The organism is Bradyrhizobium sp. WSM2254 (genome assembly GCF_000472645.1).
Taxonomy (GTDB): Bacteria; Pseudomonadota; Alphaproteobacteria; order Rhizobiales; family Xanthobacteraceae; genus Bradyrhizobium; species Bradyrhizobium niftali.
Genome location: NZ_AXAB01000001.1, coordinates 272515 through 297762 on the forward strand (window position 1 = coordinate 272515; position 25248 = coordinate 297762).

The window sequence follows — 25248 nt, forward strand, 5'->3', positions numbered from 1 at the left end:
AATCAGTGCGCGGCGGATTAAGTGACGGAGTGTGCTGCTTTCAAGGACGCTGGCGGAGCGCCGTCAGGCATATTTTTTCGTGTTAACCACTTGACGCCCGTTGCTTAACGTTTGCGCGGACTTCGCCTCGCCCCGCTTGCGGGGAGAGGGAGAAGCCGTCACCCCACCACCTTGCTCGATCCCTGCGTGATCAGCCGCGCGGCGCGCTGGTCGCGGGCGTAGATCCAGAGCCAGCTGAGGGCGACGCTGAGGCGGTGGCGGAGGCCGATCAGGAAGTAGATGTGGGCGATGCCCCAGATCCACCACGCGATGGTGCCGCGCAGCTTGATGCGGCCGAAGTCGATCACGGCGAGGCGCTTGCCGATCTGCGCGAGGCTGCCGGCGTGCTTGTAGCGGAATGGGCCCGTCGCAGCGCCGCGTAGCCGCGCCTTGATGGTCTCGGCGACATGCTTTCCCTGCTGCTTGGCGGCCGGGGCGATGCCGGGCACGGGCTTGCCCTCCCAGGCGTTGATGCTGACGGTATCGCCGATCGCAAAGATTTCGGGATGGCCTGGAATCGTCAGGTCGTCTTCGACCTGCACGCGTCCGGCGCGATCGGCCGGCGCGCCGAGCCATTCGGCGGCTGGCGAAGCGCGCACGCCGGCGGCCCAGATTCTTGTCTTTGCCTCGAGCAGCTTGCCGCCGAACACCACGCCTTCACGATTGATCTCGGTGACGGGCTGTCCCAGCACGACCTCGACGCCGATCTTTTCCAGCGAGGCCTGCGCGTAAGCCGAGAGGTCGTCGGCGAAGCCGGCGAGCACGCGCGGCCCGGCCTCGATCAGCACCACGCGCGCCTTGGTCGTGTCGATGTTGCGAAAGTCGCCGGGCAGGGTGTGGTGCGCCATCTCGGCAATTGTGCCGGCGAGTTCGACGCCGGTGGGGCCGGCGCCGACGATGACGAAGGTCAGCCGCGCTGCGCGCCGCGCCGGATCGGTCTCGCGTTCGGCGCGCTCGAACGCCACCAGGATGTGACGGCGCAGCGTGGTCCCGTCCTCCAGCGTCTTCAGGCCGGGCGCGAACTGCTCCCACTCGTCATGGCCGAAATAGGCGTGACGCGCGCCGGTTGCGAGCACCAGCGTGTCGTAAGGCACCTCGCTGCCGTCGTCGATCAGCACGCAGCGCCTGGTCGCATCGACGCCGCTCACGGTCGCGAACAGTGTCGTCACCTCGCGCCGGTCGCGCATCAGATGGCGGATCGGCCAGGCGATCTCGCTGGTGGCAAGCGAGGCGGTGGCGACCTGGTAGAGCAGCGGCTGGAACAGATGATGGTTGCGGCGGTCGATCAGCGTGATGTCGACCGGGGCGCCCGCGAGCCGGTAGGTCGCCTCCAGCCCGCCGAAGCCGGCACCGACAATGACGACGCGATGGGGTGTGGTGGTCATGATGCGCCCTCGACTCTCGCTGCTTCTCTGCTTCATTTAAGTGCGGAAAGTGGCCCGCGGTCCAATAGCCGTCATCAATCGCGGAATAGGCTCGGCGTATCGTCATGCCGCGAAAAAGCGCCGCAGGCTTGGTCGAAGTGAGTAGAATTATATTTCTTGCCATCGCTGATGGGGGCGAAATATGGTGCAGGGGCACGCGCTGAGCCATTGGCGGCGCGACAGATTTTGCGTTCAATAGAGACAGGCCCGGGGCGGCGATCACCCCGTTTCCGGGAGCAATAATAAGGAGGGGAGTGGTTATGAGGACGGCATTCTGGCTGGCGGGCGCAGCGGCGCTGGTGCTGGCGAGCCCGGCATTCGCCGGCGACACCATCAAGATCGGTTTCGTCTCGACCTTCAGCGGCCCGACCGCCGTGATCGGCAACGACATGCGCAACTCGTTCGAGCTGGCGCTGGATCATCTCGGGCGCAAGATGGACGGCAAGCCGGTCGAGGTGATCTACGAGGACGACGGGCAGAAGCCTGACGTCGGCAAGCAGAAGACCGAGAAGCTGGTGCAGTCCGATAAGGTCGATTTCATCGTCGGCTACATCTGGTCGAACGTGCTGCTGGCTTCGCTGAAGACCGCGGTCGACTCGCAGACCTTCCTGATCTCGGCCAATGCCGGCCCGTCGCAGCTCGCCGGCGAGCTCTGCTCGCCTTACGTGTTCTCGACCTCCTGGCAGAACGACCAGACGCCGCAGGCCATGGGCCTCTACATGAACCAGAAGGGCGTCAAGAGCGTCTTTCTGATCGGGCCGAACTATGCGGCCGGCAAGGACATGCTCGCCGGGCTCAAGAACACCTTCAAGGGTGAGGTCAAGGGCGAGGAATACACGGTCTGGCCGAGCCAGCTCGACTTCTCCGCCGAGCTCTCCAAGGCCCGCGCCTCGGGCGCCGAGTCGATCTTCGTGTTCTACCCCGGCGCCGCCGGCGTGCAGTTCCTCAATCAATATACCCAGGCCGGCCTGAAGAGCACGATGCCGCTCTACACCGCCTTCACCGTCGACGAACTGTCGCTGCCGCTCCAGAAGGAGAACGCGCTTGGCGTTCCCGGCGCGCAGCAGTGGGTGAATGACCTGCCCAACGAGCAGAACAAGCGCTTCGTCGCCGACTACCGCAAGAAGTACCCCAATCTGCGTCCGACCTATTACGGCGCCCAGACCTATGACGCCGCCCAGCTCATCAACAGCGCGGTGGTCGCGGTGAAGGGCGACACCAGCAAGAAGGACGCGATGAAGGCCGAGATGGAGAAGGCCAACTTCAAGTCGCTGCGCGGTGCGTTCAAATACGGCAACAACCACATCCCGGTGCAGAGCTTCTATCTCCAGGACGTGGTCAAGGATGCCGACGGCCAGCTCGCGCTGAAGACGGTCGCCACCATCGTCGAGAACGACCAGGATCGCTTCCATCAGAAGTGCCAGATGAAGTGAGCTGGTTGGGCGAGCTCTCTCCTCTCCCTCTCCCCGTTCTTACGGGGAGAGGGGTCGGGGTGAGGGGCATTCTCCACGGGAGATCCCGTTACCATATTCCCGCGGACTCTCCTCGTCATTGCGAGCGCAGCGAAGCAATCCAGAGTCTTTCCGCGCAAGGATTCTGGATTGCTTCGCTGCGCTCGCAATGACGTGTTGAGAGGGCGTTGCTCCTGAGTGTCACGTGACTCGCGGTGACTCCCCCTCACCCGGAATTCAAGCTGCGCTCGAATTCCGGCCTCTCCCCGCAAGCGGGGAGAGGCGAAGGCCTACACCCGCGGCATGCTCACCGGCCGCACTTCGCGTGATTGCGCCGCGAGCCTGATCCCGGCATTGGCCGCGCCAAAGCCCTGATAATTCCTTCGCTCGACGATCTCGAAGAAGAAGCGCTCGTCGAAGATGTGGGTGTAGACCTGGAAGAACTCGCCGTCGCCCTCGCGGTCGTAGAGGATGTGGTTGGCGCGTAGCTGCGCCATCAGGTCGGGCGCGAGGTCGTATTTGGCTTCGATGTCGTCGTAGTAATTGTCGGGAATATCCAGAAAGCCCGCGCCGCGGGCGCGCATCGCGGCGACCGCTGCAAAGATGTCTTGGCACGCAAACGCGACGTGCTGCACGCCGGAGCCGAAGAACTCCGAGATGAAGCGGGCGGGCAGGGTGCGATTGGCGGAGGAGCCGTTGAGCACGAAGCGCAGGCTCTGGTCGCCGTTGATGATGGCCTGGCTCTGCACAAGGCCCCTGGGATCGGCGATCTCCATCTGCGGCAGGCGCTTGAGGTCGAGGATGCCGGTGTAGAACAGCAGCCAGGACAGCATCTCGTCATAGGGCATCGACTGCGCGATGTGGTCGACGGCGAGCAGCGCGTCCGCGCTCGCCTTGCTCGCAACAGGTTCGAAATCGGTGTCCCAGTTCTTGCCGGCCTGATCGAGGAAATAAAGCAGGCTGCCGCCGACGCCGTGGATCGCGGGAATCTCCAGCTCGCCCGGCCCGACCGGCTGATAGAAGGTGCGCGCCCTCAAGGCCTCGGCGCGCTGCATGGCAAGGCCCGCATTGTCGACGTCGAGCGCGATGGCGCAGACGCCGGGGCCATGCGTGACGTAGTGCGAATGCGCGAAGCCGTCGGTCTCGCAATTGATGACGAGCTCGACCTTGCCTTGCGACCAGCGCTCCACCGCCTTGCTGCGATGCTTGCCGGTTTGGCGGAATCCGAGCTGCGACAACAGGCGGGCGAGTTCGCCGGCCTTGGTCTCGTTGACGGCAAACTCGATGAAGCCGGTGCCGTGACTTTTGGCCTTCGGCGCCAGCGGTTCGGCGACAAGCTTCGGCCAATCCGGTGCAAGCTGGTCCTCCAGCAGGATCAGCGAGCGCAGGCCGTCGATGGCGGTCTGCGCCGCCGAGCCGGCGCGGAACTGGTCGTTGAAGATCTCCAGCGACAGCGGCCCGGCATAGCCGGTCGCGGCGACCGCCGCCATGAATTCGCTGACCGGCAGATCGCCCTGGCCGGGAAACGACCGGAAGTGCCGGCTCCAGGAGAGGATGTCGAGTTCGAGCTTCGGCGCGTCGGCAAGCTGCACCAGAAAGATCTTGTCGCCGGGGATCGAGGCCATCGCGCGCACTGGAAAGCCCGGGGCGAGTGCATGAAAACTGTCGAGGATGACGCCGATCGCGGGATGATCGGCGCGCCGCACGATCTCCCAGGCGTCGCGGTAGTCGTTGACGTGCCGTCCCCAGGCCAGCGCCTCGTAGCCGACGCGCAAGCCGCGCTTGGCCGCGCGATCGCCGAGCTCGCGAAAATCATCCGCGGCGCGGTCGATGCCGCCGAGCGAGCTGGGGGAGACGTTGGAGCAGATCAGCAGCAGGTCGGTGCCGAGCTCCTGCATCAAGTCGAACTTGCGCTCGGCGCGGGCAAAGTTGCGCGCGCGCTGCGGCTCCGGCATGCCCTCGAAATCGCGGAACGGCTGGAATGCGCAGATCTTGAGGTTGAGATCGTGGCAGAGCTTGGCGATGTCGCGCGGGCCTGCGCCGAACGACAGCAGGTCGTTCTCGAAGATCTCGACTTCGTCGAAGCCGGCGGCTGCGATGGCACGCAGCTTTTCATCCAGCGCCCCCGAGAGAGAGACGGTCGCAATCGAGCGCTTGTTCATGCTGCTGTCTCCTCCATGGCTCCCCCGAGGAAGAGCTGGCCGATGCGGGGATCGTTCAGGATGCGCTTCGCGCCGTCGACCATGCGGGTCTGGCCGAGCTCGAGCACGATGCCGATATCGGAGATCTCCAGCGCCGAGCGCGCGTTCTGCTCGATCATCAGGATGGTGACGCCGCGGTCGCGCAGGCTCTTGAGGATGTCGAAGGTCTGCTGCACCATCAGCGGCGACAGGCCGATCGAGGGCTCGTCGATCAGCACCAGCTTTGGCTCGAGCAGCAGCGAGCGGGCGATCTCGAGCTGCTTCTGCTCGCCGCCGGAGAGCGTCGAGGCCTGCTGTGTCGACTTGCGGCGCAGCGCCGGAAACAGGTCGAGTGCCGCCTCGATCCGCTTGGGCAGGTCGAGACCCTTCCCGGCGGCGACGCCGCCGAGCTCGATGTTGTGGCGCACCGACAGCTCGGGGAAGATGTTGCGGCCCTGCGGCACGTAGCAGATGCCGGCGTTGAGCAGCGCGCGCTGGCTCAAGTTCGTGACGTCGCGACCAGCAAAACTGATCTTGCCCTCGCGCAGCTTGAGCAGGCCGAAGATCGCCTTGAACACGGTCGACTTGCCGGCGCCGTTGGGGCCGATGATGGTGGTGATGGTGGCCTGCGGCACGGAAAACGTCGTGCCGTTCAAGATCGTCATCTTGCCGTAGCCGCCGACGAGATTGTGAACCGAGAGGATCGGGTCGCTCATGGCTCGTGCCCTCAATGTCCCAGATAAGCTTCGATCACGGCCGGGTTCTTGCGGACCTCGTCCGGGCGTCCCATCGCCAGCACCTTGCCTTCCGCCATCACCATCACGCGCGAGCACAGCGACATCACGAACTCCATGTTGTGCTCGATCACGACGAAGGTGGCGTTCTTCTCGCGGTTGATCGCCACCAGCCGGTCCTTCAGGTCCGCCAGCATCGACGGGTTGACGCCGCCGGCGGGCTCGTCGAGCAGCACCAGGCGCGGGCCGCCCATGAAGGCCATGGCGGCATCGAGCAGCTTCTGCTGGCCGTAGGACAGGCCGCCGGCAGGCTCAGCGGCGAGATGATCGAGCTTGAAGAAGCCGATCATCTGGTTGGCGGCCTCCGTCAGCCCGGCATCGGAGCGGCCGACCAGGCGCGAGGCCATGTTGCCCTGGTGCTCCTGTCCTGCGAGGATCAGGTTCTCGCGCACCGACAGTTTTGGAAACACCTGCAACAGCTGGAAGGTGCGGCTGACGCCGAGCTTGTTGAGCTCGGAGGGACGCAGGCCCGTGACCACCTTGCCGTCGAGCTTCACTTCGCCGCCTGATGGCGTGAGCTGGCCGAGGATGCAGTTGAACAGGGTGGACTTGCCGCAGCCGTTCGGCCCGATCAGGCCGAGGATCTCGCCCTCGCGGACGTCGAAGCTGACGTCGGCAACGGCGCTGATGCCGCCAAAATTCTTCTTGATGTTGGTGACTTCGAGGACCGCACTCATTGCACCGTCTCCAGCCGAGATTTCGCGACGGCGCGCAGCGCGGAGGCCGCCTTGGTGCGGCGCTCGGCGAGATAGCGGTCGAGGATTCCCAGAATGCCGGTCGGCGACCAGATCAGCAGCAGCATCACCGCGATCGCATAGAGCATCAGGTAATACCCTTCCGTGAAGCGCAGCCATTCCGGCAGCAGCACCGCGATCATCGCCCCCAGGAAGGGGCCGAAATAGAAGCCGGCGCCGCCGACGATCACCATCATCAGGAGATCGAGCGAGAGCGACAGGTTGAACGGCACGGGATCGATGTATTGCGTCAGCGGCGCATAGAGCGCGCCGGCGACACCGCCGAGCGCCGAGCCGATCGCGAACGCCATCAGCGTGTAGCGCCTCGTGTCGATGCCGAGCGATTGCGCGCGCAGCGGGTTTTCGCGCAGTGCCATGAAGGCGCGGCCCCAGGGCGAGCGGATCAGCCACCACACCGCGAGGGACACGATCGCGAGCGAGCCGAGGCAGACATAGTAGAAAGGCAGCGGCTTGTTGGTCGCGATGCCAAAGATGTGCGGGCGCGGAATGTTGGAGATGCCGTAGATGCCGCCGGTGAGCCAGCTCTCGTTGCGGAACACGAGGAAGGCGAGGGTGGAGAAGGCGAGTGTGACGAAGGCGAGGTAATGGTGCTGCACGCGCAGCGCGGGATAGCCGAGCACCCAGCCGACGCCGAAGCTCAAGAGAACCGCGACCACGATCGCGGCCGGCAGCGGCCAGCCATGCGTGGTCATGATCGCCGCCGCATAGGCGCCGATGCCGACGAAGGCGCCCTGTGCGAGCGACACCTGGCCAGCATAACCGAGCGTGAGGTTGAGGCCCATCGCGGCGATGGTCATCACCGCCCACTGGCTCAGGATGAACAGGCCGTAGCGGTTGAAGTTCATGGGGACGATGATCAGGCCGGCGATGACGATGAGGCCGAGCGCGATCTTCAGGGGTTTGCCGAATCCGTTCATACCGTGCGCTCCTCGGCGCGGCCCAGCAGTCCTTGCGGCCGGAACAGGATGACGACGATCAGGAAGATCAGCGGCACCGCCGCGCGATACTGCGTCGAGACGTAGCTTGCCGCGAGATTGTCGAGCACGCCGATCAGAAGGCCGCCGGCGATCGCGCCGCGCACCTGGTTGAAGCCGCCGACGATCGCCGCGATGAAGGCGGCCTGGCCCAGCACCTCGCCGGAGGAGAATTTCGCGAGGTAGATCGGCGTGATCAGCAGCGAGGCCAGCGCCACCAGGAAGGCGTTGATCAGGAAGGTCAGGAGGATCATGCGCTCCACCGGCACGCCGATGATGCGCGCCACCGTCGGGTTCTGCGCCGCCGCCTGCATCTGGTGGCCGAGCGAGGTGCGGTTGAGGAGCGAGGTCAGGCCGAAGACCGCAAGAATAGCGACGACGAGGACGCCGATGCTCTGCAGCGAGACGGCGTGGCCGAGGATGGAGATATCGCCGGTTGGCACGATCGACGGGAAGGGCGATGCCTCCGCGCTGAAGAACTGCTTCACGGATTCCTTGATACCGATCGCCAATGCCATGGTCGCGATCGCCAGCGGCAGCACGCCATGTCGCATCATCGGATCGACCAGGAGCATCTTGAAGGCGAGGCCGAGCAGGAGCATCGAGAGCAAAATGCCGAGGATGATCGCGAGCCAGAACGGCGCGCCGGCATGCATCGCTGCCAGCATCAGGAACGCCGGCAGCATCACGAACTCGCCTTGCGCGAAATTGATGGTCTGCGACGTCTGCCACAGCAGCGTGAAGCCGACCGCGACCAGTGCATAGATGGCGCCGGTGGCAAGTCCCGCGACCAGAAGATCGAACAGATTGGACATTTTTCCCCTCTCGTCGTTCCCTCGTCCCCCTCTTTCCTCTCCCACGCCCCGCTTGCGGGGAGAGGGTCGGGGTGAGGGGAGTCTCCGCAAGGACGGTGACGGCTCGATGCGCGGAGAGTCCCCCTCACCCGCCGCGCTTCGCGCGTCGGCCTCCCCCCGCGTGCGGGGAGAGGCGAAGAAGCCTCACTTCACCTTCGGCAGCACCTGCTTCACCACCTGCTTGCCTTCGACCACTTCGACCAGGAAGCTCTGGCGGTCGATGTCGCCGGTCTCGCTGAAGGTGACGTCCATCAGGATGCCCGGCTCGTCCGCGGCCTTGATGGTCAGGCCGTGCAGCGTGTCGGCAAACTTCTTCGGGTCGACCTTGCCCATCTTTTCGGTGGTGGCCTTCACCATGTAGACGGCGAGGTAGCCCTTCAGGCCGTTGTGGTCGGGCACGTAATTGTACTTCTTGGAAAACTTCTCGCGGAACGCCTTGATCAAATCGACCGGCGCATCCGTGGTGAGGCCGACATGGCCGCGCGCGCCGTTGGCGGCGTCGCCGGCAAGCTCGATCACCTTCTGGCCGATCAGCGTGGTCTCGCCCATCAGCGGCGCAGTGACGCCCTGGCGCTTCAGCTCTTTCAGGATGCGCGCGCTCTCTTCTTCGTTGAGATAGACGAACACGGCATCGGGATTGGCGGACTTGATCTTGCCGACGTCGGCGGCGAAGTCGGCCTGGCCCGCTTCGGTCGAGAGGTCGGCGACGACCTTGGAGCCGAGCCGGTCGAGCTCCTTTACGACGACGTCGCGTCCGCCGCGGCCGAAGTCGTTGTTGACCCAGACCACCGCGACCGACTTCGCCTTCATCTCGTCGTGGATGTATTTCGCGACCTTCGGCATCGAGGATTGCTGGCCGAACGAGGTGCGGAACAGGAACTTGTTTCCGGCTTGCGTCAGCTCGGCGGCTTCGCCGCCCATGATCTGCGCGATGCCGGCTTCGGCCGCGAGCGGTGCGGTGACCTTCACCGAGCCGGAATAGCCGGGTCCGAGCAGCACATAGGGCTCGGCATCGAGCGCCTTCTGCACCTGCGCGCGGGCAACGCCCGGGTTGGACTGCGAGTCGGCATGGGTGACCTCGAGCTTGCGGCCGAGCACGCCGCCCTTGGCGTTGATCTCCTCGATCGCGAGGTCGATACCGTTCTTCCAGTTGGTGCCGACGGTGGCGCCGCCACCCGACAGCTCGGCGACGTCGGCGAGCTTGATCGCCTGTGCGTGGACGCTGGTTGCAGTCGCGAAGGCAAGCAGGGCGCCTGCCAGAATAGCCGATCTCATGGTCTCTCCTCCCGTTTCCTGTGATGTTGTTGTCCGCGGCCTTGTGCCCGGCCGCTTCGGTTACGCTGCGTGATAGGCTGAGCTTCGCGCCGCCATCACCTCGTCAAAAGCCTCTCCCATGACTTCGGTCGATGGGGCAAGGCCGGTGAACAGTTCGAAAGCGTCGGCGGCCTGGTAGATCGCTAGCTCCCGCCCGGTCATGATCCGCGCGCCCTTGGCCTGAGCCGCGGCCAGCAGCGGCGTGATCAGCGGCGAATAGACGGCGTCGGCGACCCACAGGTTGTCGCGCAGCAGCGAGGGGGGGACCGGAGTGTCCCGGTTCGGCAGCATTCCCACCGGCGTGCCGTTGACGAGGCCGGTTGCGCCACGGAGCGCGTCTTCCACGCTCGTGGCCACCCGCGCGCCACCATGCTTGGCCAGTAGCGCGGCGAGCTTTTCGGCGCGCGCCGGCTCGCTGTCGAAGATTCGGAGGTCAGTCACCTTCAGGCTCGCCAGCGCAAAGGCAATTGCCTTGCCGACGCCGCCGGTGCCGATCACGGCCACCGCATTTCCGGACGACGCCAGCAGCGGTGCCACCGCGCGCGCAAAGCCCGTCGTGTCGGTGTTGTGGCCGATCAGCCGGCCGTCCCTAGCGACGACGGTGTTGACCGCCGCCATGGTCGCCGCAGCCGGCGCCAGCTCGTCGAGCAGCGGGACAACGGCCTCCTTGTAGGGAAAGGTGACGTTGACGCCGGCAAAGCCGAGCCGCCGCACGCCTTCCAGCATCATGGCGAGTCCGGCGGCGTCGGCGCCGGCGACCTCGATGAGCTGGTAATGGCCGCGCAGGCCGAGCGCCTCGGCGGCGCGCTCATGCATGGCAGGGGAAGCGGAATGCGCGATCGGCGCGCCGATCAGGCCGGTGAGGAGTTTCTTGCTGGCGGCGTATCCGCGCTTCGACATGGTTCGCTATCGTCTCGTTGGGAGCGTTCGGTCCCGGCCATTAGCGGGGAAACCTGCGCAATTGCTAGGGGCTTCCAAGGTGGCTTCCGTATGCGACGATAGCCTTTCCCTCGCCTAACACAATTACCCTTTTGTCCCGCTAACCTAACATCATGTTATTTCTTCCGTCCGCGTGCAGGCGCAGCCCTGCCGTTGCCGCGGGACGGCTCGACCGCGCGCATCTCGGCGCGCAGGGATTCGATGAAATACTCGACGTGAAGTGACAGCGGTGCGCCGCGCTTCACTGCGATGTAGGTCTCGAACCGCGTCGGCTCGGTGATCTTGAGCAGTTCGATCCCGGGATAGCCGCCATGGGCCACCGTGAACTGGTCGATGACGGCGATGCCGAGGCCCGCTTTCACCAGCGCGCAGACCGTGGTGCCGAAGCGCGCGCGAATGGTGATGTTGTACTCGAGCCGGTTGCGCGCAAAGATCCCGGCCATGATCCGGCCGTAGGGATCGTTCGGATCGATGCCGATCAGCGGATAGCGGGTGATCTCGGCGGCCGAGACCTGCTTGCGGCCGGCGAGCTCATGGCCGGGCGGCACCATGCAATAGAGCTCGCCCGAGGCGAGCGGCAGGAAATCGAGCCCGGAATGCTCGAGCCGGTAGCTCATCGCGACGCACTCGCCGCGGCCGAGCATCAGATAGTCGATGGCTTCCTCGATCTTGAGGACATTGATGTCGATGCCGAGATCGGGATAGCGGCGCCGGACGCGCTCGATCGCGCGCGGCACCATCACCTGCGAGATGCTCGGCACCGAGCCGATGCGCAATTCCGACAGGCCGCCGCGGCCGATCTTGGAGATGATCTCGGAGAGGTCGTCGACCTTCTTGTAGACCCCGTTGATCTGCTCGAAGATGTTCTCGGCCTCCGGCGTCGGGAAATAGCGCCCGTTCTGGCGCTGGAAGAAGCGGATGCCGAGCGAGCGCTCGGTGTATTTCACGAGGCGGCTGATCCCCGGCGCCGAGACGTTGAGCAGCTTCGCCGCACCGCCAATGGTGCCCGTCACCATCACGGCACGGATCACTTCCACCTGGCGCAGCGTCATCATGTTCTTGGCATCCCGAAGAGACCGTGGCGGCGATCATCTCACGAGAGCCGTGATGTCATCCAGCGGCAAGTGTCTGTCAATGTCAGCGGAAGAGCGGCGGGTTTCCTACCTTCTCCCACAGGAGAAGGGAGAGCCAACTTCGCGGTGGGAGTGTTTCGACTAAAATCTGCGCGTTCAAATGGAAGGACGTCGCATCCGCGCGAGCAGCTCTCGCGTCTGCCGCAACTGCGTTCTAGCTCGCCGGCCCTTCGGGCGACACGCGGTCCGCGAACTCGGCGCACTCGCTTTGCAGCACCTCGCGCGCGAATTCGATGATCTTCTGCTTGTTCGCCGTTTCACGGACGGCGAAAAACACGCGGTTCAATTCCAGGCCGAGCACGCTGTTGAGGGCGATGTTCTCGTCGTCCATCGTGGGTTTCCCGCTCTGTACGCCACAGCTTTGTACGCCACAGGTGTAACTTGACGTCACTTCTTCCACAAGTAGATTGAAGCTGCGGAGCAGGTGGATACCGGAGAACTACGGAAGCAGCGAATTGAGGCAGCCCCCGAATACGTGCTATAGCGGACGGCGAGGGTCAGGAAACGCATCGATGTCCGCCGTCGATTATGGCCGGGAAGCGCTCGACTTCATCGAAGGCCTGGATACCTATCGCAAGGTACCGGACGCCATGGACGCGCTTGAAACGGCCTTCGGCCGTTTCGGCTTCGAAACCATTATCGTGACGGGATTGCCGAACCCCGATCAGCGATTTGCGCAGATGGTGCTCGCCAAGCGCTGGCCGGCGGGATGGTTCAATCTCTACACCCAGAACAATTACGACCGCTTCGATCCCGTGGTGCGGCTGTGCCGGCAATCGGTCAATCCGTTCGAGTGGTCGGAGGCGCCGTATGATGCCGAGCTCGAGCCGAACGCGGCCGAGGTGATGAACCGCGCCGGCGATTTTCGCATGTCGCGTGGCTTCATCGTGCCGATCCACGGGCTCACCGGCTATGAAGCCGCGGTGTCGCTCGGCGGCGTGCATCTGGACCTCAATCCCCGCAGCAAGCCGGCCCTGCACCTGATGGCGATGTATGGCTTCGACCACATTCGCCGTCTGCTCGAGCCGACGCCGTATCCGTCGACGCGTCTCACTCCGCGCGAGCGCGAGGTGATCGCCTGGGCCTCGCAGGGCAAGTCGGCCTGGGAAATCGGCGAGATCCTGCACATCACGCAGCGCACCGCCGAAGAGCATCTTGCAACCGCTGCGCGCAAGCTCGGTGCTGTCAACCGTACGCATGCGGTTGCGCTGGCGATTCGCCACAAGATCATCAATCCCTGAGCGACGTACTGGGAAATTTCCCAATATCGAACCTGCCTCTTTTCGCAGAGGGTGCCCCCCATTGAGGCTGAATGGGGGTTTTCATGATTCATGCAATTTCTGCGGTCAATCGCCACTTATACGAAGACGTAATCGAGCAGCACTTCCGGCTGCGCCATGAGATCTTTGTCGAGGAGCGCCATTGGGAGGCGCTGCGCAGGCCGGATGGCCGCGAGATCGATTCCTACGACGACGAGGATACCGTCTATCTGCTTGCGCTGGAGGGCCGGCGCATCGTCGGTGGTCACCGGCTCTATCCGACGACCAAGCCCTCGATGATGAGCGAGGTCTTCCCGCACCTGGCGGCGGTACGCGGCTGCCCCTCGGATCCGCTGATCTGGGAATGGTCGCGCTACTTCGTCGTCCGCGATCGCCGCGACGGCGCTCTCAATCTGCAACTGATGGCGGCGGTGCAGGAGTTCTGCCTCGGCCAGGGAATCGCGCAGGTCAGCGCGATCATGGAAACCTGGTGGTTGCCGCGCTTTCACGAGGCCGGCTTCGTCGTGACGCCGCTCGGCCTGCCGGCTCTGGTCGAGAACGCCTGGACCATGGCGGCCACCATCGACATTCGTCGCCAGACGCTCGATGCCCTGCATGATCGCATCGGCATGGCTTCGATCGTGCAACAGGACGGCCCGCGTCTGGACGCCGTCGCCCGTGCCAACCTCTGCGGCCTCGCTGCCGCGCAACGAAAGAGCGCCTGAAATGTCGAACATGATGCGGGACAGCCAGATCATGGCGCAAATCAAGGACGAGAATCTCGGCTACATGTCCGACATGGCGCTCGAGCTGGCGCAGATGGCGGACGACTCCGGACTGACGACGCTCGCCTATCTGTTCCGGATGGCAGCACTGGAGGCCTCGACGGCAAACAACGTGCCCACCGGGCCGGACGATCTTCCCCACCAGATGACGTCGCACTAGACGCACCCTGCTTTAATTCCTGACAGCTTTCGCACCCTCCCCGCGGCCACCGCGGGGAGGGTGATCGTTTGGGTGCGGCAGGTTGCCCCATGCTGCGCGGCAGCCTTCTTGCATCGCGGGACAGGTTTCGGCCGTTTGCGCCGGGATGCAACAAAGTGCATGTTTGGTGTCAAATCGCTCTTGCCTCGGCACGATACTGCCATTACCCATTTTTCGGCCTTGAAGAGGCAGGGGGAGCTCTTTCACTGATGGCGACTGTGTTCGAACATCGGCGCGACGCTGCGTGCGCCTGAAAGAGTTTTGATGCTGCTCGTCGTCGAACAGTTCCTGAACGGATTGCAGTTTGGCCTGCTGCTGTTCCTGCTCGCCGCCGGCCTGACGCTGGTGTTCGGGATCATGGATCTCGTCAACCTCGCGCACGGCTCGCTCTACATGATGGGCGCCTATTTCGCCGCGACCTTCGCGGCCTGGACCGGCAGCTTCCTGCTCGGTGCGCTGATGGCGCTCGGTGCAACGCTCGTGCTCGGCATCGTGCTCGAGATGACGGCGCTGCGGCATCTCTACGGCCGCGACCATCTCGACCACGTGCTCGCGACGTTCGGCCTGATCCTGTTCTTCAATGAAGCCGTGCGGCTGATCTGGGGCCCGGCGGGCCTCGCGCTGCCGCTGCCGGCCTGGCTCACCGTGCCGGTGCCGATCCTGCCCGGCATTCACTATCCCGCCTATCGCCTCGCCATCATCGTGGTGGCGCTGCTGGTCGCGCTTCTGCTCTATCTCGGCGTGATGCGCACCCGCATCGGCATGCTGATCCGGGCCGGTGCCTCCAACCGCGAGATGATCGGCGCGCTCGGCATCAACATCAAGCTGCTCTACACGCTGGTGTTCGGGCTCGGTGCGGCGCTCGCCGGCCTTGCCGGCCTGATGCAGGCGCCGATCCTCACCGTGCAGATCGGCATGGGCGAGAACATCCTGATCCTCGCTTTCGTCATCATCGTGATCGGCGGCATCGGCTCGATCCGCGGCGCGTTCCTGGCCGCGATCTTCGTCGGCATGATCGACACGCTTGGCCGCGCCTTCCTGCCCAACCTGCTGCGGCAGGTGCTGAGCGGCGCCGCTGCCTCCACCGCCGCGCCCGCGCTGTCGTCCATGCTGATCTACCTGGTGATGGCGATCGTGCTGGTGGTGCGGCCGGAGGGGCTGTTTCCGGCCAATCGTCGATGAAGGCTTTCACTGTGAGCAAGGCCGTCACGGCCCTAATGCTGGCGGGCCTCGTGCTGCTGCCGCTCTATTCGCAGCTCTCCGGCAACGTCTTCATCCTGACGCTGTTCACCCGCATCGTCATCCTGGCGCTGGCCGCCGCGAGCCTCAACCTCATCATGGGGTTTGGCGGCATGATGAGCTTTGGCCACGCCGCCTATCTCGGCATCGGCGGCTACGCCGTCGGCATGCTCGCGCAGGAAGGCGTCGGCTCCGGCTTCATCCAGTTTCCAGTCGCGCTGGCGGCCTCCGCGACTTACGCGCTGGTGATCGGCGCGCTCAGCTTGCGCACCCGCGGCGTCTATTTCATCATGATCACGCTGGCCTTTGCGCAGATGGCCTATTACGTCGCCTCGGGGCTGGCGCGGTACGGCGGCGATGACGGCCTCACCGTCTACAAGCGCAGCGACTTCTCCGGCCTGGTCAATCTCGGCAACCGCACGCAGTTCTACTATCTCTGCCTCGCCTGCCTGTTTGCCGTGCTCATCCTGATCTGGCGCATCGTCAATTCGCGCTTCGGCCTCGTGGTGCAGGGCCTGCGCTCCAACGAGCAGCGCATGCAGGCGATCGGCTTCCCTGCCAAGCGCTATCAGCTGGTCTGCTTCGTCATCTCGGGCATGATGTGCGGACTTGCCGGCGCGCTGCTCGCCAACAACACTGACTTCATCAGCCCCGCTGTGATGTACTGGACGCGGTCAGGCGACCTCATGGTGATGGTGATCCTCGGCGGCATGGGTACGCTGTTCGGCCCGGTCATGGGCGCCGTGGTGTTCCTGCTGCTGGAAGAATTCCTGTCGCAGATCACCGAATATTGGGCGCTGATCATGGGACCGCTGCTGCTGCTGATCGTGCTGTTCGGGCGCGGCGGCATCATGGGCGTGCTCGGGAGGGCTGGCCGTGGCTGAACCCTTGCTCCGCGTCGAGAAGCTGGTGCGCCGCTTCGGCGGCATCATCGCGACGGACAACGTCTCGCTCGACGTAGCTAGCGGCGAGCTGCACGCCATCATCGGCCCGAACGGCGCCGGCAAGACCACGCTGATCAGCCAGCTCACCGGGCACCTCGAGCCGCATTCCGGCAGCGTTTCGCTGGCGGGGCGCGACATCACCTACCTGCCGGCCTATCGCCGCTGCGCGCTGGGGCTGGCGCGGTCGTTCCAGATCACCTCGCTGCTGCTCGACTTCACCGCCGCCGACAATGTCGCACTGGCGGCGCAGGCCCATGCCGGCACCTCGTTCCGCTTCTTTGCCGATGCGCGCAAGGAAAAGGGCCTGCGCGATGCCGCCCATGCCGCGCTCGACCGCGTCGGCCTGTTGCACCGCGCCGACGTCGTGGTGTCCCGGCTCAGCCATGGCGAGCGCCGCGAGCTGGAGCTTGCGGTCGCGCTGGCCAGCAAGCCGAAATTGCTCCTGCTCGACGAGCCCATGGCCGGCCTCGGCGTCACCGAATCCCAGCGCATGGTCAAGCTGCTCCAGGAGTTGCGGAAAGAAGTCTCGATCGTGCTGGTCGAGCACGACATGCCGGCGGTGTTCGCGCTGGCCGACCGCATCTCGGTGCTGGTCTATGGCCGCGTCATCGCCTCGGGCGATCCGGCCGCGATCCGCGCCAACGATGACGTCAAGCGCGCCTATCTCGGCGACCAGCATGTGGTGACGCACCATGGCTGACACGCTGCTCGACGTCGACGGCATCGAGACCTGCTACGGCCTCAGTCAAGTGCTGTTCGGCCTGTCGCTGTCGATCAAGCCGGGCGAGATGGTCTCGCTGATGGGCCGCAACGGTATGGGCAAGACCACCACCATCCGCTCCATCATGGGCCTGACGCCGGCACGCGCGGGTGCGATCCGCTTTGCGGGCACCGAGGTCAGGCAGCTCCCGTCCTACCGGATCGCCAAGCTCGGCGTCGGCCTGGTGCCCGAGGGGCGCCAGATCTTCCCGAACCTGACCGTGCGCGAAAATCTCGTTGCGGCCGCCGCCGACCGCTTCAGCAGCAGCAATCCCTGGACGCTGGCTTCGATCTACGTGATGTTCCCGCGCCTCGCCGAACGCGCGTCCAACATGGGCAACCAGCTCTCCGGCGGCGAGCAGCAGATGCTGGCGATCGGCCGCGCGCTGATGACCAACCCGAAACTCCTCATTCTGGACGAAGCGACCGAGGGCCTCGCGCCATTGATCCGCGAAGAAATCTGGAATTGCCTGTCGCTGCTCAAGAGCCGGGGACAGTCGATCCTGGTCGTCGACAAGAACGTCGACCACCTCGCCCGCATCTGCGACCGCCACTTCATCATCGAGCGCGGCAAGACGGTGTGGAGCGGCACGTCGCACGAGCTGATGGCCGAGCCGGATCTGCAGCACAAATATCTGGGGATTTAGCGGCGCGTTGAGGTGAGGGGCGGGACGCAGGCGCCGCTCACTCGGTGTCGTCCTGGCGAAAGCCAGGACCCATACCGCGAGGTCTATCTATTTCACGCGGTATCAGTTCCGAACCGCCAGTCTTCGCCAAACCCCTCCCTGGGGTAATCGCGACGAGCGCAAGCGCTCGCGCGGAGGTCCTGGCTTTCGCCAGGACGACGCCGGGGTGCGAACCAATCACCAATAAATCCCGTGCCGATGCAGCTCGCGGATCACGCGCGCCTCGGTGGACGGCTGGCGCTTTGGCTTTGCCGTCTCGGTCGTGGCGACCACCGGTGCGGCGGTGGGCCGAGTGGGTGTTGTCGCAACCGGGGCGGTCGCGACCGGCGCGGCTGCCGTCGGCGGTGTCGTTGCCGTGATTGCGGCTGGCGGCGCTGATGTCGGGGTAGTCGTCGCCGTCTGTGGCGCGGCCGCTGCCGTCGCGGCCGGCTGCTCGGTCGCCTGCTGGCTGGACTTGGTCGCCGCCAGGCTCAGGCTCCGCGAACCGCCGGCATAGGCCTCGGTTGCGAGCAGCGACATTGCCGCGATCAGGATCAGCTTGCGCATGGAAATCCCCGTGATCAGGTCAATCCATCTTACCCAATTCGCACGCGGCTGCGACTAACGCGCGAGGTGGTGCGTGCCGATTTCGATCAGGGTGGTCCGGCAGGACAAGCGATAGATCAGACTGAACAACTGAGCCAACATGACCGAACTCCATTGTTGATCATCGTCCGAAACTCTAGACCCCGTGTCTTTCCGGCGGTTTTCGAGGGGAAAGGAAAATGGCTTCGTCGGATGGGGATGAGATGTCGTCGGAACAGGCGGGACGAAGTCGCCTCACAGGGGCGTGAGGCGTGCGCTATGGCGCTCGCCAGGCCTGCCCGTCGAGGGGTGTCAGAACACCTCGAAATATTCCCGATGCTCCCAGTCGGTGACCTCGGCGAGGAAGCGATCGATCTCGGCGTTCTTGATGTGGGTGTAGTAGTCGACGAACTCGGCGCCGAGCTTCTCCCGGAAGAACGGATCGTCCTTCAGCGCGGCGACCGCATCGCGCAGCGACTTGGGCAGCAGCGGCGCCTTGGTCTCGTAGGGCGTGTCGGCCGACGGGCCCGGATCGAGCTTGCGGTCGACGCCGTCGAGACCAGAGAGGATTTGCGAGGCCATGTAGAGATAGGGATTGGCGGCGGGCTCGCCGATGCGGTTCTCGAGGCGCGTGGCGGCATCGCCGGCAGCCCCGAGCACGCGGATCATCACGCCGCGATTGTCGCGGCCCCAGATCGCGCGGTCAGGGGCCAGCGAATAGGAACGGTAGCGCTTGTAGCCGTTGATGGTCGGGGTGGTGAACACGGTGGACGCGCGGGCGTGGTCGAGCAGGCCGGCAAGGTAGGCGCGGCCGAACGCGCTGAGCGGCTCGCCGCCTGCCTTGACCGTTTCCTTGGCCATGAACTGGTTCTCGCCGCTCGTGCGCGAGACGATTGACTGGTGCAGATGCCAGCCGCTCGCGAACAGGTTCGGCAGTTTCGGTCGGCACATGAAGGTGGCGTGATAGCCGTGGCGGCGGGCGATCTGCTTCACCGCGGAGCGAAACAGCACCATGTTGTCGGCGGGCTCCAGCCCCTTCCTCGGCGCGAAGGTGAATTCGCACTGGCTTGGCCCGAACTCGACCTCGACCGAGCGCAAGGGCAGCCCGAGTGCGACGACGTCGCGGCGCAGGATCTCCAGCACCGGCTCCATCTGATCGAAGCGCTGCTCGGTGAGATACTGGTAGCCGTGGCTGAGCAGGCTCACCGAGGGCGGCGTCCCGGGCTGGCCGGCGTCCTCCGCACGCATATGCGGATCGTCGAGCTTGAAGATGTGGAATTCGACCTCGAGCCCCGCGACGAAATCGTGGCCGCGGCCAGCGAGATCATCGAGCACCTTGCGATAAAGCCCGCGCGTTGCGAACGGCACCGGGCGGCCGTCATTGAAATAGAGGTCGCACAGCACCCAGCCCGTCGTCGGCGCCCATGGCAGCACGCGGAACGTGGTGGGATCGGCGACCATCAGTACGTCGGCCGCACCCTCCATCTCCTTCATGCCGAAGCCGCCGCCCGATGTGAACACCGGAAACACCGTGCGGTGCGAGGTGTCTTTCGCCAGCATGGTGGTGGTGATGGAGCAGCCGCTCTCCAGCGCGGCGATCGCCTCGGCGGCGATGATGGTCTTGCCGCGCAGGATGCCGTGCTGGTCGGGGAAGGCGAGGCGGATGACTTCGAGGTTTTTCTCCTCGACGATGCGCCGCATGCGCGTCGCCGCGTCCCTCTGCTCATCCGACCACAGCGCATGACGCACGACGAAGGTCACTTTGCCACTCCTTCAACTGCCGTAGGGTGGGCAAAGCGGAACGTGCCCACCACGTCTGTCGTTTGCATGGTAACATGGTGGGCATGGCGCTTCGCGCCTCTGCCCACCCTACGGGCGCCGACCACAGGCCTCACTCCGCCGCCGTCAGCCGATGCACATTATCCGCGATCTCCTTTGGCACCGGCGCGGTCCAGGGCGCGCCGCGGCGGCGCTTGACGTCGACCTCCATCCAGTAGGTCTCCCAGCCCCGCGTCGGCCCGATGCCGTCCATGGTGGCCGGTCCCTGGATGCTGCGCGCATTGGCCTCGTCCAAGAACAGCATCGGCCTCTCGCCGCCGCCGACCTTCTCGATCTCCTGCCGCAGCAGGCGGCGGTATTGCACGATCGCCTTGTCGCTCTGGCCGAGATGCTCCTTGGTGCGGTCCTGGATCGCACCCATCGACTCCACCGCCCACTGGTCGTGGACGTTGATGTCGTTGCCCATGCCGGTATAGGTCGCCGTCTGCTGCTCGTGCGGATCGAAGCCGTAATCGTTGCTGCGGTTCTTGCGCGATTTGTAGTCGGGCAGCTCATAGAGCTCGAGCCGCTGGTCGCGCATCTTCTGCTTGTCGACCGGGTTCGAATAGCTGGTGAAGATCGCGTACCAGTAGCAGTTCTCGTCGTCGACCGGCACGTGCCACTGCGTGATCGTCATCTCCGTGCTCATGGGAATGACGAAGCCGTGCGGGAACAGCTGGTTGGTGACGCGCACATGGGTGCGCTCCTCGTCGATCTCGCGCAGCGCGATCAGCCGCAGGCCGTATTCGGTGTGCTCGACATTGATGATCGGACGGTCGTATTCGCGCAGGATCTTCGTCATCGGCAGGTCGCTGCCCGCGGAGGCGCCGCGGAACTGCTTGCCGTAGGCGGTGGAGGTGTCCTCGTCCTCGAAGAAACGATGCAGGTAGGACGCGTGCGCGGGATCGATGCCGACCTCGAGCGCCTGGAGCCAGTTGCAAGCCATGTGGCCCTTGAACGCAAACGTATGCGTGCCGGGTGCGACGAAGCAATCGATCTCCGGAAATGCCGGTGGCTCACCCTCGCCGAGATAGGCCCAGAGGATACCGCTCTTCTCCACCACGGGATAAGAGCGCTGGCGGATGTTCTGGCAGAGCTTTGAATCCTTCGGCTCGGCCGGGGTCTCGATGCACTGGCCGGTGGCGTCGAACAGCCAGCCATGGAAGGCGCAGCGCAGGCCGCCATGTTCGAGCCGTCCGAAGGCGAGGTCGGCGCCGCGATGCGCGCAGTGGCGGTCGATCAGGCCATAGCGTCCGGTGTCGTCGCGGAACAGCACCAGGTTCTCGCCGAGCAGTTTGACCGGGCGGATCGGCCGCGCACCTTCCAGCTCGTCGACCAGCGCCGCCGGTTGCCAGTAGCTCCGCATCAGCTTTCCGCAGGGGTCCTTCGGCCCGGTGCGGGTGATCAGGTCGTTCTGCTCCTGGCTCATCATGGCGGTCGCGTCCTTTGTTGCTCGAACAAGCAAGTCGAGCCGGTGTGCTCTTCGCCTCTCCCCGCGTGCGGGGAGAGGCCGGATTGCATCGAAGATGCAATCCGGGTGAGGGGGGCTCTCCGCGAGTCCCACTGTCGCCGACCCTGCGGAGACTCCCCCTCACCCCACCCTCTCCCCGCAAGCGGGGCGAGGGAGATCGCGAGCGTGCCTGCCTAACGAATTTTGTTCGTCTATTGAACGAATGGGCGAATTATGACATGCCTTGGATTGGCAGCAAGCACTATTTTGCAGGAAAGTCCCGGCGCCATGCCCAAGCTGAAGCGAAGCGAGAGCGACGAGCGCGCGACGGATTTCGTCGAAAGCCTCGATCGCGGCCTGCGCCTGCTTCAGTGCTTCGGCACGACGGTCGGTCCGATGACCTTGAGCGATCTCGCCCGCGCCGCCGATCTTCCGCGCGCCACCGCCCGGCGGATGCTGTTCACGCTCCAGCGTGGCGGCTTCGTTTCTGGTGACGGCAAGCTGTTCTCGCTGACGCCGCACGTGCTGACGCTGGCGGCGTCTTATCTGCGTTCCAATCAGCTCGTCACGGTCCTGCAACCGGTGCTCGATCGCGTCGCGACGGCGGCAAACGAAATTTCCTCGCTCGCGGTGCTCGACGGCGACGACGTCGTGTTCGTCGCGCGCAGCAGTCCGGCGCGGATGTTCTCCGGCGGGCTCGAAATCGGCTACCGCCTGCCGGCCTTCTGCACCTCGGTCGGCCGTGCCATGCTCGGCCAGCTCGACGATGCCGAACTTGCCGCACGGTTGAAGGCGATGAAGCGTGAGGCGCTGACGCCGCAGACGGTGACCGATCCCGGGGCGCTGCTCACGCGTATCGCCGCCGACCGCGCGCAGGGCTACTCGCTGGTCGACCGCGAGGCCGAGCCGCATTTCTGCTCGATCTCCGTCCCCGTCCACCGTTACGACGACGTGATCGTCGCAGCCATCAACATGGGCGCCCATGTCGATCGCGTGCCGGCACAGGAGCTGATCGACCGCTTCCTGCCGCTGCTGCGCGAGGGCGCCGAAGCGGTGCGTTCGCGGTTGCTGTAGCGCGTAGCCGGGTGAGCCAACGGGTCGGCGCGAAGCGCCGCCCGATGACAGGCTCCGCGCTACCCGGGAAAGTGTCGCAGACCCCGGATGTCGCTTCGCTCATCCGGGCTGCGCGACTATAATGCGCTCCACCCAAGACGAGGGAGGATGCCATGCAACATACCATGGTTCCCAGTGATCGCGTGGAGCACGTCGCCGTCTACGGGCGCGACGGCACGAAGCTCGGCACGATCGAGCGGCTGATGCTCGACAAGGTCAGCGGAATGGTCGCCTATGCCGTGATCAAGACCGGCGGACTGCTCGGTGTTCATCACCATTATCCGGTGCAGTGGACCGCGCTGAAATACGATCGCGGCCGTCAGGCGTTCCAGGTCGAGATGACGATGGACGAGTTCAGCAGCGGTCCGTGCGAGTTCGATGGCGACGAGTTCGACTGGGGCGACCGCTCGCGGTCCTACCCGCATCCGAACTATTGGTCGGTCTGAAGAGCAGAACGGGTTCGCAGCCGGATCGCGTTTGCGGGCTCGATCGAGCTTTCCGCGCCCGCCGAGCAGCATCAGATGCGACCGTCCGGCCTATCCCGGCAGCGGCCCTTCGCCGACCTTGGGCCAATAGGTTCCAAAGCTCCAGAGGCCGCCCTCGGGATCGCGCGCCGCGAAATCGCGGCTGCCATAATCGGTGTTGTAGGGCTCCATTTCGATCGTTGCGCCGGACGCCTTCACCTTCTCATAGAGTGCGTCGGGATCATCGACAGCCAGATAAATGGCATCCGTCCGGTGGCCGCCGATGTCGCCGACCCGTTTTGCGTAATCATCATCGCGATGCGCACCGAGCATGAGGATCGACGATCCAAATGCCAATTCGGCGTGAACGACCGTGCCCTCTTTGCGATAGATCACGCGTTCGGCGAAGCCGAGGACGTTTTTCAGCCAGGCGATCATCGCCTCCGCGTCCTTGCAGCGCATGGTGTGGTACAGGCGCGGCGCTTCATAGCCATTCTGCTGGTTCATGAAATGCTCCAGGTCCTTTGCAACGCCAACCCTAGTTCGGATCGCGCCAGCCGGGCTTGAACAAATGGGACCAGGCGCTATCCGCCGCCGTCCCGCATCAGGCGTGGATCCGCAAGATCGAGCCGCGCGGCCCATCCGGTCGGCGTCTCGCCGCTCAACATCCGGAAGTCGCGGGCAAGATGCGCCTGGTCGGCATAGCCGGCGTCAGCCGCGACGGCTGCCCAGCCGCCTGTCCCGTCCGTGCGGGCCAGTGAGCAGGCCCGATGAAAGCGCAGCATCTGGGCCATTGTCTTGGGCGGCACGCCGATCTCGTTGTGGAAGCGGCGCGTGAGATGCTTGCGGCTCCAGCCAATGTCGGAGGCGAGCTGGGTGATCCGGACCGCGCCGGCCCGTCGCCAGAGCGTATCGAGGGCGAAGGCGATCGCCGGCGAGGGCTCATGCACAGCGCGACGAAGCACGAAGTCTTCCACGATCTCAAATCGTCGCTGCCATCCGACCGCCTCGGCAACCCTGGCGCGGAGGTTCTCGCCATCCCGTCCCAGAATGTCGTCCAGGCCGACCATGCGCGCGGTCAGATCCGGCACCGCTCCTCCGAAGAAGCGATACGCTCCAAGCGGGGTGAAATCGACCTGAACGCATTCGGCGCGGCCATCGGATTCGATGAGGACCGGTCCGGGAAAGAGGCCTGCCGCGAAACTCGGCTGAGCGTCGGCAACATCCGGTTCGCGCCCAAGTGCAATGCGGAAGGGTGTCCCCAAATTCACGAGAAGAGGCAGCGCAAGCGGCGCCGCGTGCCGGAAGCCGGCCAACCCGACGCCGCGCTCGCGATAGAACGAGATGCTGGAGACCAGCCGCGCGAGGCGCGGCGAGGCGGGCCGACGGATGACATCGGGGTTTGCGGCAGCGTCCATCGCGCGCAGCATAGCGCCGCAATGGTGCCCCTCCAAGTGCAGGGCGCGCCCCGCCTTGCCTGTAGGGTGGCTAACGGTTGCGCATCCAGTCGGCGAGGCCGCACAGCGCCTTGTCGAGGTCCTGCCGCGCGGCAGCGTCCGCGACCGTCTCCTCCAGCGCGCCGCGCATGCAGGTGAGCCACGCATCGCGTTCGGCATCGCCGATGGCAAAGCCGATATGCCGCTGGCGCAACCGCGGATGGCCTTTCTCGACCGAATAAAGTCTCGGTCCGCCGGTCCATTCGGTGAGATAGCGCTTCAGCACGTCCTTGATCAGGCCGAGATCGGCTGCGTGCATCACGCGGATGGTGCGCGCCTCCGGCAGCGTATCCATCCGCTCGTAGAAGCGGTCGACCAGAAGGTCGATCGTGGCACCGCCGCCGATCCGCTCGAACATGGAAATTGCGACGTCGCTATCGGTCATCATTGGTCCTGATGTTTACTGCGAGCCTCTTCATATCGTTCTCTTTCGAGAAACGAAAAGGGATGCAAAGCGCATCCGAGCGCGCAACTGCGCTCCCTCCCCCCTTGCGGGGGAGGGCAGGGGAGAGGGGTGGCTCAGGAAGAGGTGTTCGTTGTTGTGAAGATAAGACTCTCGCGCGATCGATGGAGTTCCCGTGTGGCACCCCTCTCCCTAACCCTCCCCCGCAAGGG

Annotated in this window: 26 protein-coding genes; 10 read left to right on the top strand and 16 right to left on the bottom strand. The window is 65.0% G+C overall.

The window, feature by feature from the left end:
* Positions 1 to 158 precede the first annotated feature (158 nt).
* Positions 159 to 1424, bottom strand: coding sequence for an NAD(P)/FAD-dependent oxidoreductase (locus A3M7_RS0101200; protein WP_027542273.1), 1266 nt, complete (start codon positions 1422 to 1424; stop codon positions 159 to 161).
* A gap of 299 nt (positions 1425 to 1723) precedes the next feature.
* Between A3M7_RS0101200 and A3M7_RS0101205 the strand changes: the two genes are divergently transcribed.
* Entirely contained in the window at positions 1724 to 2896 is a 1173-nt protein-coding gene (locus A3M7_RS0101205) for an ABC transporter substrate-binding protein (protein WP_027542274.1), read from the top strand.
* A 308-nt stretch (positions 2897 to 3204) separates the two neighbouring features.
* Here A3M7_RS0101205 and A3M7_RS0101210 read toward each other — a convergent pair whose 3' ends face one another.
* The 9 genes from A3M7_RS0101210 to A3M7_RS45975 all read right to left on the bottom strand — a co-directional run bounded on the left by A3M7_RS0101210 (position 3205) and on the right by A3M7_RS45975 (position 12188).
* The gene (locus tag A3M7_RS0101210; RefSeq protein WP_027542275.1) at positions 3205 to 5076 is read right to left on the bottom strand and encodes a bifunctional sugar phosphate isomerase/epimerase/4-hydroxyphenylpyruvate dioxygenase family protein; all 1872 of its coding nucleotides are present in this window, start codon (positions 5074 to 5076) and stop codon (positions 3205 to 3207) included.
* Positions 5073 to 5810: an ABC transporter ATP-binding protein gene (locus A3M7_RS0101215; RefSeq protein ID WP_027542276.1), complete on the bottom strand. Its 738-nt coding sequence runs from the start codon at positions 5808 to 5810 to the stop codon at positions 5073 to 5075. Before A3M7_RS0101215 ends, A3M7_RS0101210 begins: the two co-directional genes overlap by 4 nt.
* A gap of 11 nt (positions 5811 to 5821) precedes the next feature.
* Positions 5822 to 6565 (bottom strand): ABC transporter ATP-binding protein, encoded by a 744-nt coding sequence (locus A3M7_RS0101220; protein ID WP_025576614.1) that lies wholly within the window; start codon positions 6563 to 6565, stop codon positions 5822 to 5824.
* A complete protein-coding gene (locus A3M7_RS0101225; protein WP_025576615.1) occupies positions 6562 to 7560 on the bottom strand; it encodes a branched-chain amino acid ABC transporter permease in 999 nt (332 codons plus the stop codon). Before A3M7_RS0101225 ends, A3M7_RS0101220 begins: the two co-directional genes overlap by 4 nt.
* Complete coding sequence (locus tag A3M7_RS0101230) at positions 7557 to 8432, bottom strand: branched-chain amino acid ABC transporter permease (RefSeq protein ID WP_027542277.1); 876 nt, start codon at positions 8430 to 8432, stop codon at positions 7557 to 7559. Before A3M7_RS0101230 ends, A3M7_RS0101225 begins: the two co-directional genes overlap by 4 nt.
* 183 nt (positions 8433 to 8615) lie before the next feature.
* Entirely contained in the window at positions 8616 to 9746 is a 1131-nt protein-coding gene (locus A3M7_RS0101235; protein WP_027542278.1) for an ABC transporter substrate-binding protein, read from the bottom strand.
* A gap of 60 nt (positions 9747 to 9806) precedes the next feature.
* On the bottom strand, positions 9807 to 10685 hold the full coding sequence (locus A3M7_RS0101240) for a shikimate dehydrogenase (RefSeq protein ID WP_027542279.1): 879 nt from the start codon (positions 10683 to 10685) through the stop codon (positions 9807 to 9809).
* Between the two features lie 155 nt (positions 10686 to 10840).
* Positions 10841 to 11779 (bottom strand): LysR family transcriptional regulator, encoded by a 939-nt coding sequence (locus A3M7_RS0101245; protein ID WP_025575592.1) that lies wholly within the window; start codon positions 11777 to 11779, stop codon positions 10841 to 10843.
* Positions 11780 to 12011: 232 nt separating this feature from the next.
* Positions 12012 to 12188 carry a hypothetical protein gene (locus A3M7_RS45975; RefSeq protein WP_167771068.1) on the bottom strand — a complete coding sequence of 59 codons (177 nt, stop codon included), beginning with the start codon at positions 12186 to 12188 and terminating at the stop codon, positions 12012 to 12014.
* A 181-nt stretch (positions 12189 to 12369) separates the two neighbouring features.
* Between A3M7_RS45975 and A3M7_RS0101255 the strand changes: the two genes are divergently transcribed.
* The 7 genes from A3M7_RS0101255 to A3M7_RS0101285 all read left to right on the top strand — a co-directional run bounded on the left by A3M7_RS0101255 (position 12370) and on the right by A3M7_RS0101285 (position 17689).
* On the top strand, positions 12370 to 13098 hold the full coding sequence (locus A3M7_RS0101255; protein WP_025575590.1) for a LuxR family transcriptional regulator: 729 nt from the start codon (positions 12370 to 12372) through the stop codon (positions 13096 to 13098).
* Between the two features lie 83 nt (positions 13099 to 13181).
* Entirely contained in the window at positions 13182 to 13841 is a 660-nt protein-coding gene (locus tag A3M7_RS0101260; RefSeq protein ID WP_027542280.1) for an acyl-homoserine-lactone synthase, read from the top strand.
* A 1-nt stretch (position 13842) separates the two neighbouring features.
* Positions 13843 to 14061, top strand: coding sequence for a hypothetical protein (locus tag A3M7_RS0101265; protein WP_027542281.1), 219 nt, complete (start codon positions 13843 to 13845; stop codon positions 14059 to 14061).
* Positions 14062 to 14364: 303 nt separating this feature from the next.
* On the top strand, positions 14365 to 15282 hold the full coding sequence (locus tag A3M7_RS0101270; protein ID WP_011083884.1) for a branched-chain amino acid ABC transporter permease: 918 nt from the start codon (positions 14365 to 14367) through the stop codon (positions 15280 to 15282).
* Positions 15279 to 16223, top strand: coding sequence for a branched-chain amino acid ABC transporter permease (locus A3M7_RS0101275; RefSeq protein WP_027542282.1), 945 nt, complete (start codon positions 15279 to 15281; stop codon positions 16221 to 16223). Before A3M7_RS0101270 ends, A3M7_RS0101275 begins: the two co-directional genes overlap by 4 nt.
* The gene (locus tag A3M7_RS0101280; RefSeq protein ID WP_025575581.1) at positions 16216 to 16983 is read left to right on the top strand and encodes an ABC transporter ATP-binding protein; all 768 of its coding nucleotides are present in this window, start codon (positions 16216 to 16218) and stop codon (positions 16981 to 16983) included. Before A3M7_RS0101275 ends, A3M7_RS0101280 begins: the two co-directional genes overlap by 8 nt.
* Entirely contained in the window at positions 16976 to 17689 is a 714-nt protein-coding gene (locus A3M7_RS0101285) for an ABC transporter ATP-binding protein (protein WP_027542283.1), read from the top strand. The genes A3M7_RS0101280 and A3M7_RS0101285 overlap by 8 nt, the downstream gene beginning before the upstream one ends.
* A 216-nt stretch (positions 17690 to 17905) precedes the next feature.
* Here the strand turns inward: A3M7_RS0101285 and A3M7_RS0101290 are convergent, their stop codons facing one another.
* From A3M7_RS0101290 to A3M7_RS0101305, 3 genes are all read right to left on the bottom strand, one after another.
* Positions 17906 to 18274, bottom strand: coding sequence for a hypothetical protein (locus A3M7_RS0101290; RefSeq protein ID WP_027542284.1), 369 nt, complete (start codon positions 18272 to 18274; stop codon positions 17906 to 17908).
* 330 nt (positions 18275 to 18604) lie between these two features.
* The gene (locus A3M7_RS0101300) at positions 18605 to 20053 is read right to left on the bottom strand and encodes a glutamine synthetase family protein (protein WP_027542285.1); all 1449 of its coding nucleotides are present in this window, start codon (positions 20051 to 20053) and stop codon (positions 18605 to 18607) included.
* 130 nt (positions 20054 to 20183) lie between these two features.
* Positions 20184 to 21542: an aromatic ring-hydroxylating dioxygenase subunit alpha gene (locus A3M7_RS0101305; RefSeq protein ID WP_027542286.1), complete on the bottom strand. Its 1359-nt coding sequence runs from the start codon at positions 21540 to 21542 to the stop codon at positions 20184 to 20186.
* Between the two features lie 306 nt (positions 21543 to 21848).
* Between A3M7_RS0101305 and A3M7_RS0101310 the strand changes: the two genes are divergently transcribed.
* Both A3M7_RS0101310 and A3M7_RS0101315 read left to right on the top strand, forming a co-directional pair.
* The gene (locus A3M7_RS0101310; protein ID WP_027542287.1) at positions 21849 to 22634 is read left to right on the top strand and encodes an IclR family transcriptional regulator C-terminal domain-containing protein; all 786 of its coding nucleotides are present in this window, start codon (positions 21849 to 21851) and stop codon (positions 22632 to 22634) included.
* Positions 22635 to 22786: 152 nt separating this feature from the next.
* Positions 22787 to 23119: a PRC-barrel domain-containing protein gene (locus tag A3M7_RS0101315; protein ID WP_027542288.1), complete on the top strand. Its 333-nt coding sequence runs from the start codon at positions 22787 to 22789 to the stop codon at positions 23117 to 23119.
* A gap of 90 nt (positions 23120 to 23209) precedes the next feature.
* On the opposite strand, the gene A3M7_RS0101320 is transcribed toward A3M7_RS0101315, so the two are convergent.
* The 3 genes from A3M7_RS0101320 to A3M7_RS0101330 all read right to left on the bottom strand — a co-directional run bounded on the left by A3M7_RS0101320 (position 23210) and on the right by A3M7_RS0101330 (position 25018).
* Positions 23210 to 23644: a VOC family protein gene (locus tag A3M7_RS0101320; RefSeq protein WP_027542289.1), complete on the bottom strand. Its 435-nt coding sequence runs from the start codon at positions 23642 to 23644 to the stop codon at positions 23210 to 23212.
* A gap of 77 nt (positions 23645 to 23721) precedes the next feature.
* Complete coding sequence (locus tag A3M7_RS0101325) at positions 23722 to 24567, bottom strand: AraC family transcriptional regulator (RefSeq protein WP_084301473.1); 846 nt, start codon at positions 24565 to 24567, stop codon at positions 23722 to 23724.
* Positions 24568 to 24625: 58 nt separating this feature from the next.
* Positions 24626 to 25018, bottom strand: a complete 393-nt coding sequence (locus tag A3M7_RS0101330; RefSeq protein WP_027542291.1) for a group II truncated hemoglobin — start codon at positions 25016 to 25018, stop codon at positions 24626 to 24628.
* Between the last annotated feature and the right edge of the window lie 230 nt (positions 25019 to 25248).

Excerpts from the sequence above, each read along its gene's own strand:
- A3M7_RS0101200 (WP_027542273.1), bottom strand. The coding sequence starts at position 1,424 with ATGACCACCACACCCCATCGCGTCGTCATTGTCGGTGCCGGCTTCGGC.
- A3M7_RS0101205 (WP_027542274.1), top strand. The coding sequence starts at position 1,724 with ATGAGGACGGCATTCTGGCTGGCGGGCGCAGCGGCGCTGGTGCTGGCG.
- A3M7_RS0101210 (WP_027542275.1), bottom strand. The coding sequence starts at position 5,076 with ATGAACAAGCGCTCGATTGCGACCGTCTCTCTCTCGGGGGCGCTGGAT.
- A3M7_RS0101215 (WP_027542276.1), bottom strand. The coding sequence starts at position 5,810 with ATGAGCGACCCGATCCTCTCGGTTCACAATCTCGTCGGCGGCTACGGC.
- A3M7_RS0101220 (WP_025576614.1), bottom strand. The coding sequence starts at position 6,565 with ATGAGTGCGGTCCTCGAAGTCACCAACATCAAGAAGAATTTTGGCGGC.
- A3M7_RS0101225 (WP_025576615.1), bottom strand. The coding sequence starts at position 7,560 with ATGAACGGATTCGGCAAACCCCTGAAGATCGCGCTCGGCCTCATCGTC.
- A3M7_RS0101230 (WP_027542277.1), bottom strand. The coding sequence starts at position 8,432 with ATGTCCAATCTGTTCGATCTTCTGGTCGCGGGACTTGCCACCGGCGCC.
- A3M7_RS0101235 (WP_027542278.1), bottom strand. The coding sequence starts at position 9,746 with ATGAGATCGGCTATTCTGGCAGGCGCCCTGCTTGCCTTCGCGACTGCA.
- A3M7_RS0101240 (WP_027542279.1), bottom strand. The coding sequence starts at position 10,685 with ATGTCGAAGCGCGGATACGCCGCCAGCAAGAAACTCCTCACCGGCCTG.
- A3M7_RS0101245 (WP_025575592.1), bottom strand. The coding sequence starts at position 11,779 with ATGATGACGCTGCGCCAGGTGGAAGTGATCCGTGCCGTGATGGTGACG.
- A3M7_RS45975 (WP_167771068.1), bottom strand. The coding sequence starts at position 12,188 with ATGGACGACGAGAACATCGCCCTCAACAGCGTGCTCGGCCTGGAATTG.
- A3M7_RS0101255 (WP_025575590.1), top strand. The coding sequence starts at position 12,370 with ATGTCCGCCGTCGATTATGGCCGGGAAGCGCTCGACTTCATCGAAGGC.
- A3M7_RS0101260 (WP_027542280.1), top strand. The coding sequence starts at position 13,182 with ATGATTCATGCAATTTCTGCGGTCAATCGCCACTTATACGAAGACGTA.
- A3M7_RS0101265 (WP_027542281.1), top strand. The coding sequence starts at position 13,843 with ATGTCGAACATGATGCGGGACAGCCAGATCATGGCGCAAATCAAGGAC.
- A3M7_RS0101270 (WP_011083884.1), top strand. The coding sequence starts at position 14,365 with ATGCTGCTCGTCGTCGAACAGTTCCTGAACGGATTGCAGTTTGGCCTG.
- A3M7_RS0101275 (WP_027542282.1), top strand. The coding sequence starts at position 15,279 with ATGAAGGCTTTCACTGTGAGCAAGGCCGTCACGGCCCTAATGCTGGCG.
- A3M7_RS0101285 (WP_027542283.1), top strand. The coding sequence starts at position 16,976 with ATGGCTGACACGCTGCTCGACGTCGACGGCATCGAGACCTGCTACGGC.
- A3M7_RS0101290 (WP_027542284.1), bottom strand. The coding sequence starts at position 18,274 with ATGCGCAAGCTGATCCTGATCGCGGCAATGTCGCTGCTCGCAACCGAG.
- A3M7_RS0101305 (WP_027542286.1), bottom strand. The coding sequence starts at position 21,542 with ATGATGAGCCAGGAGCAGAACGACCTGATCACCCGCACCGGGCCGAAG.
- A3M7_RS0101310 (WP_027542287.1), top strand. The coding sequence starts at position 21,849 with ATGCCCAAGCTGAAGCGAAGCGAGAGCGACGAGCGCGCGACGGATTTC.
- A3M7_RS0101315 (WP_027542288.1), top strand. The coding sequence starts at position 22,787 with ATGCAACATACCATGGTTCCCAGTGATCGCGTGGAGCACGTCGCCGTC.
- A3M7_RS0101320 (WP_027542289.1), bottom strand. The coding sequence starts at position 23,644 with ATGAACCAGCAGAATGGCTATGAAGCGCCGCGCCTGTACCACACCATG.
- A3M7_RS0101325 (WP_084301473.1), bottom strand. The coding sequence starts at position 24,567 with ATGCTGCGCGCGATGGACGCTGCCGCAAACCCCGATGTCATCCGTCGG.
- A3M7_RS0101330 (WP_027542291.1), bottom strand. The coding sequence starts at position 25,018 with ATGACCGATAGCGACGTCGCAATTTCCATGTTCGAGCGGATCGGCGGC.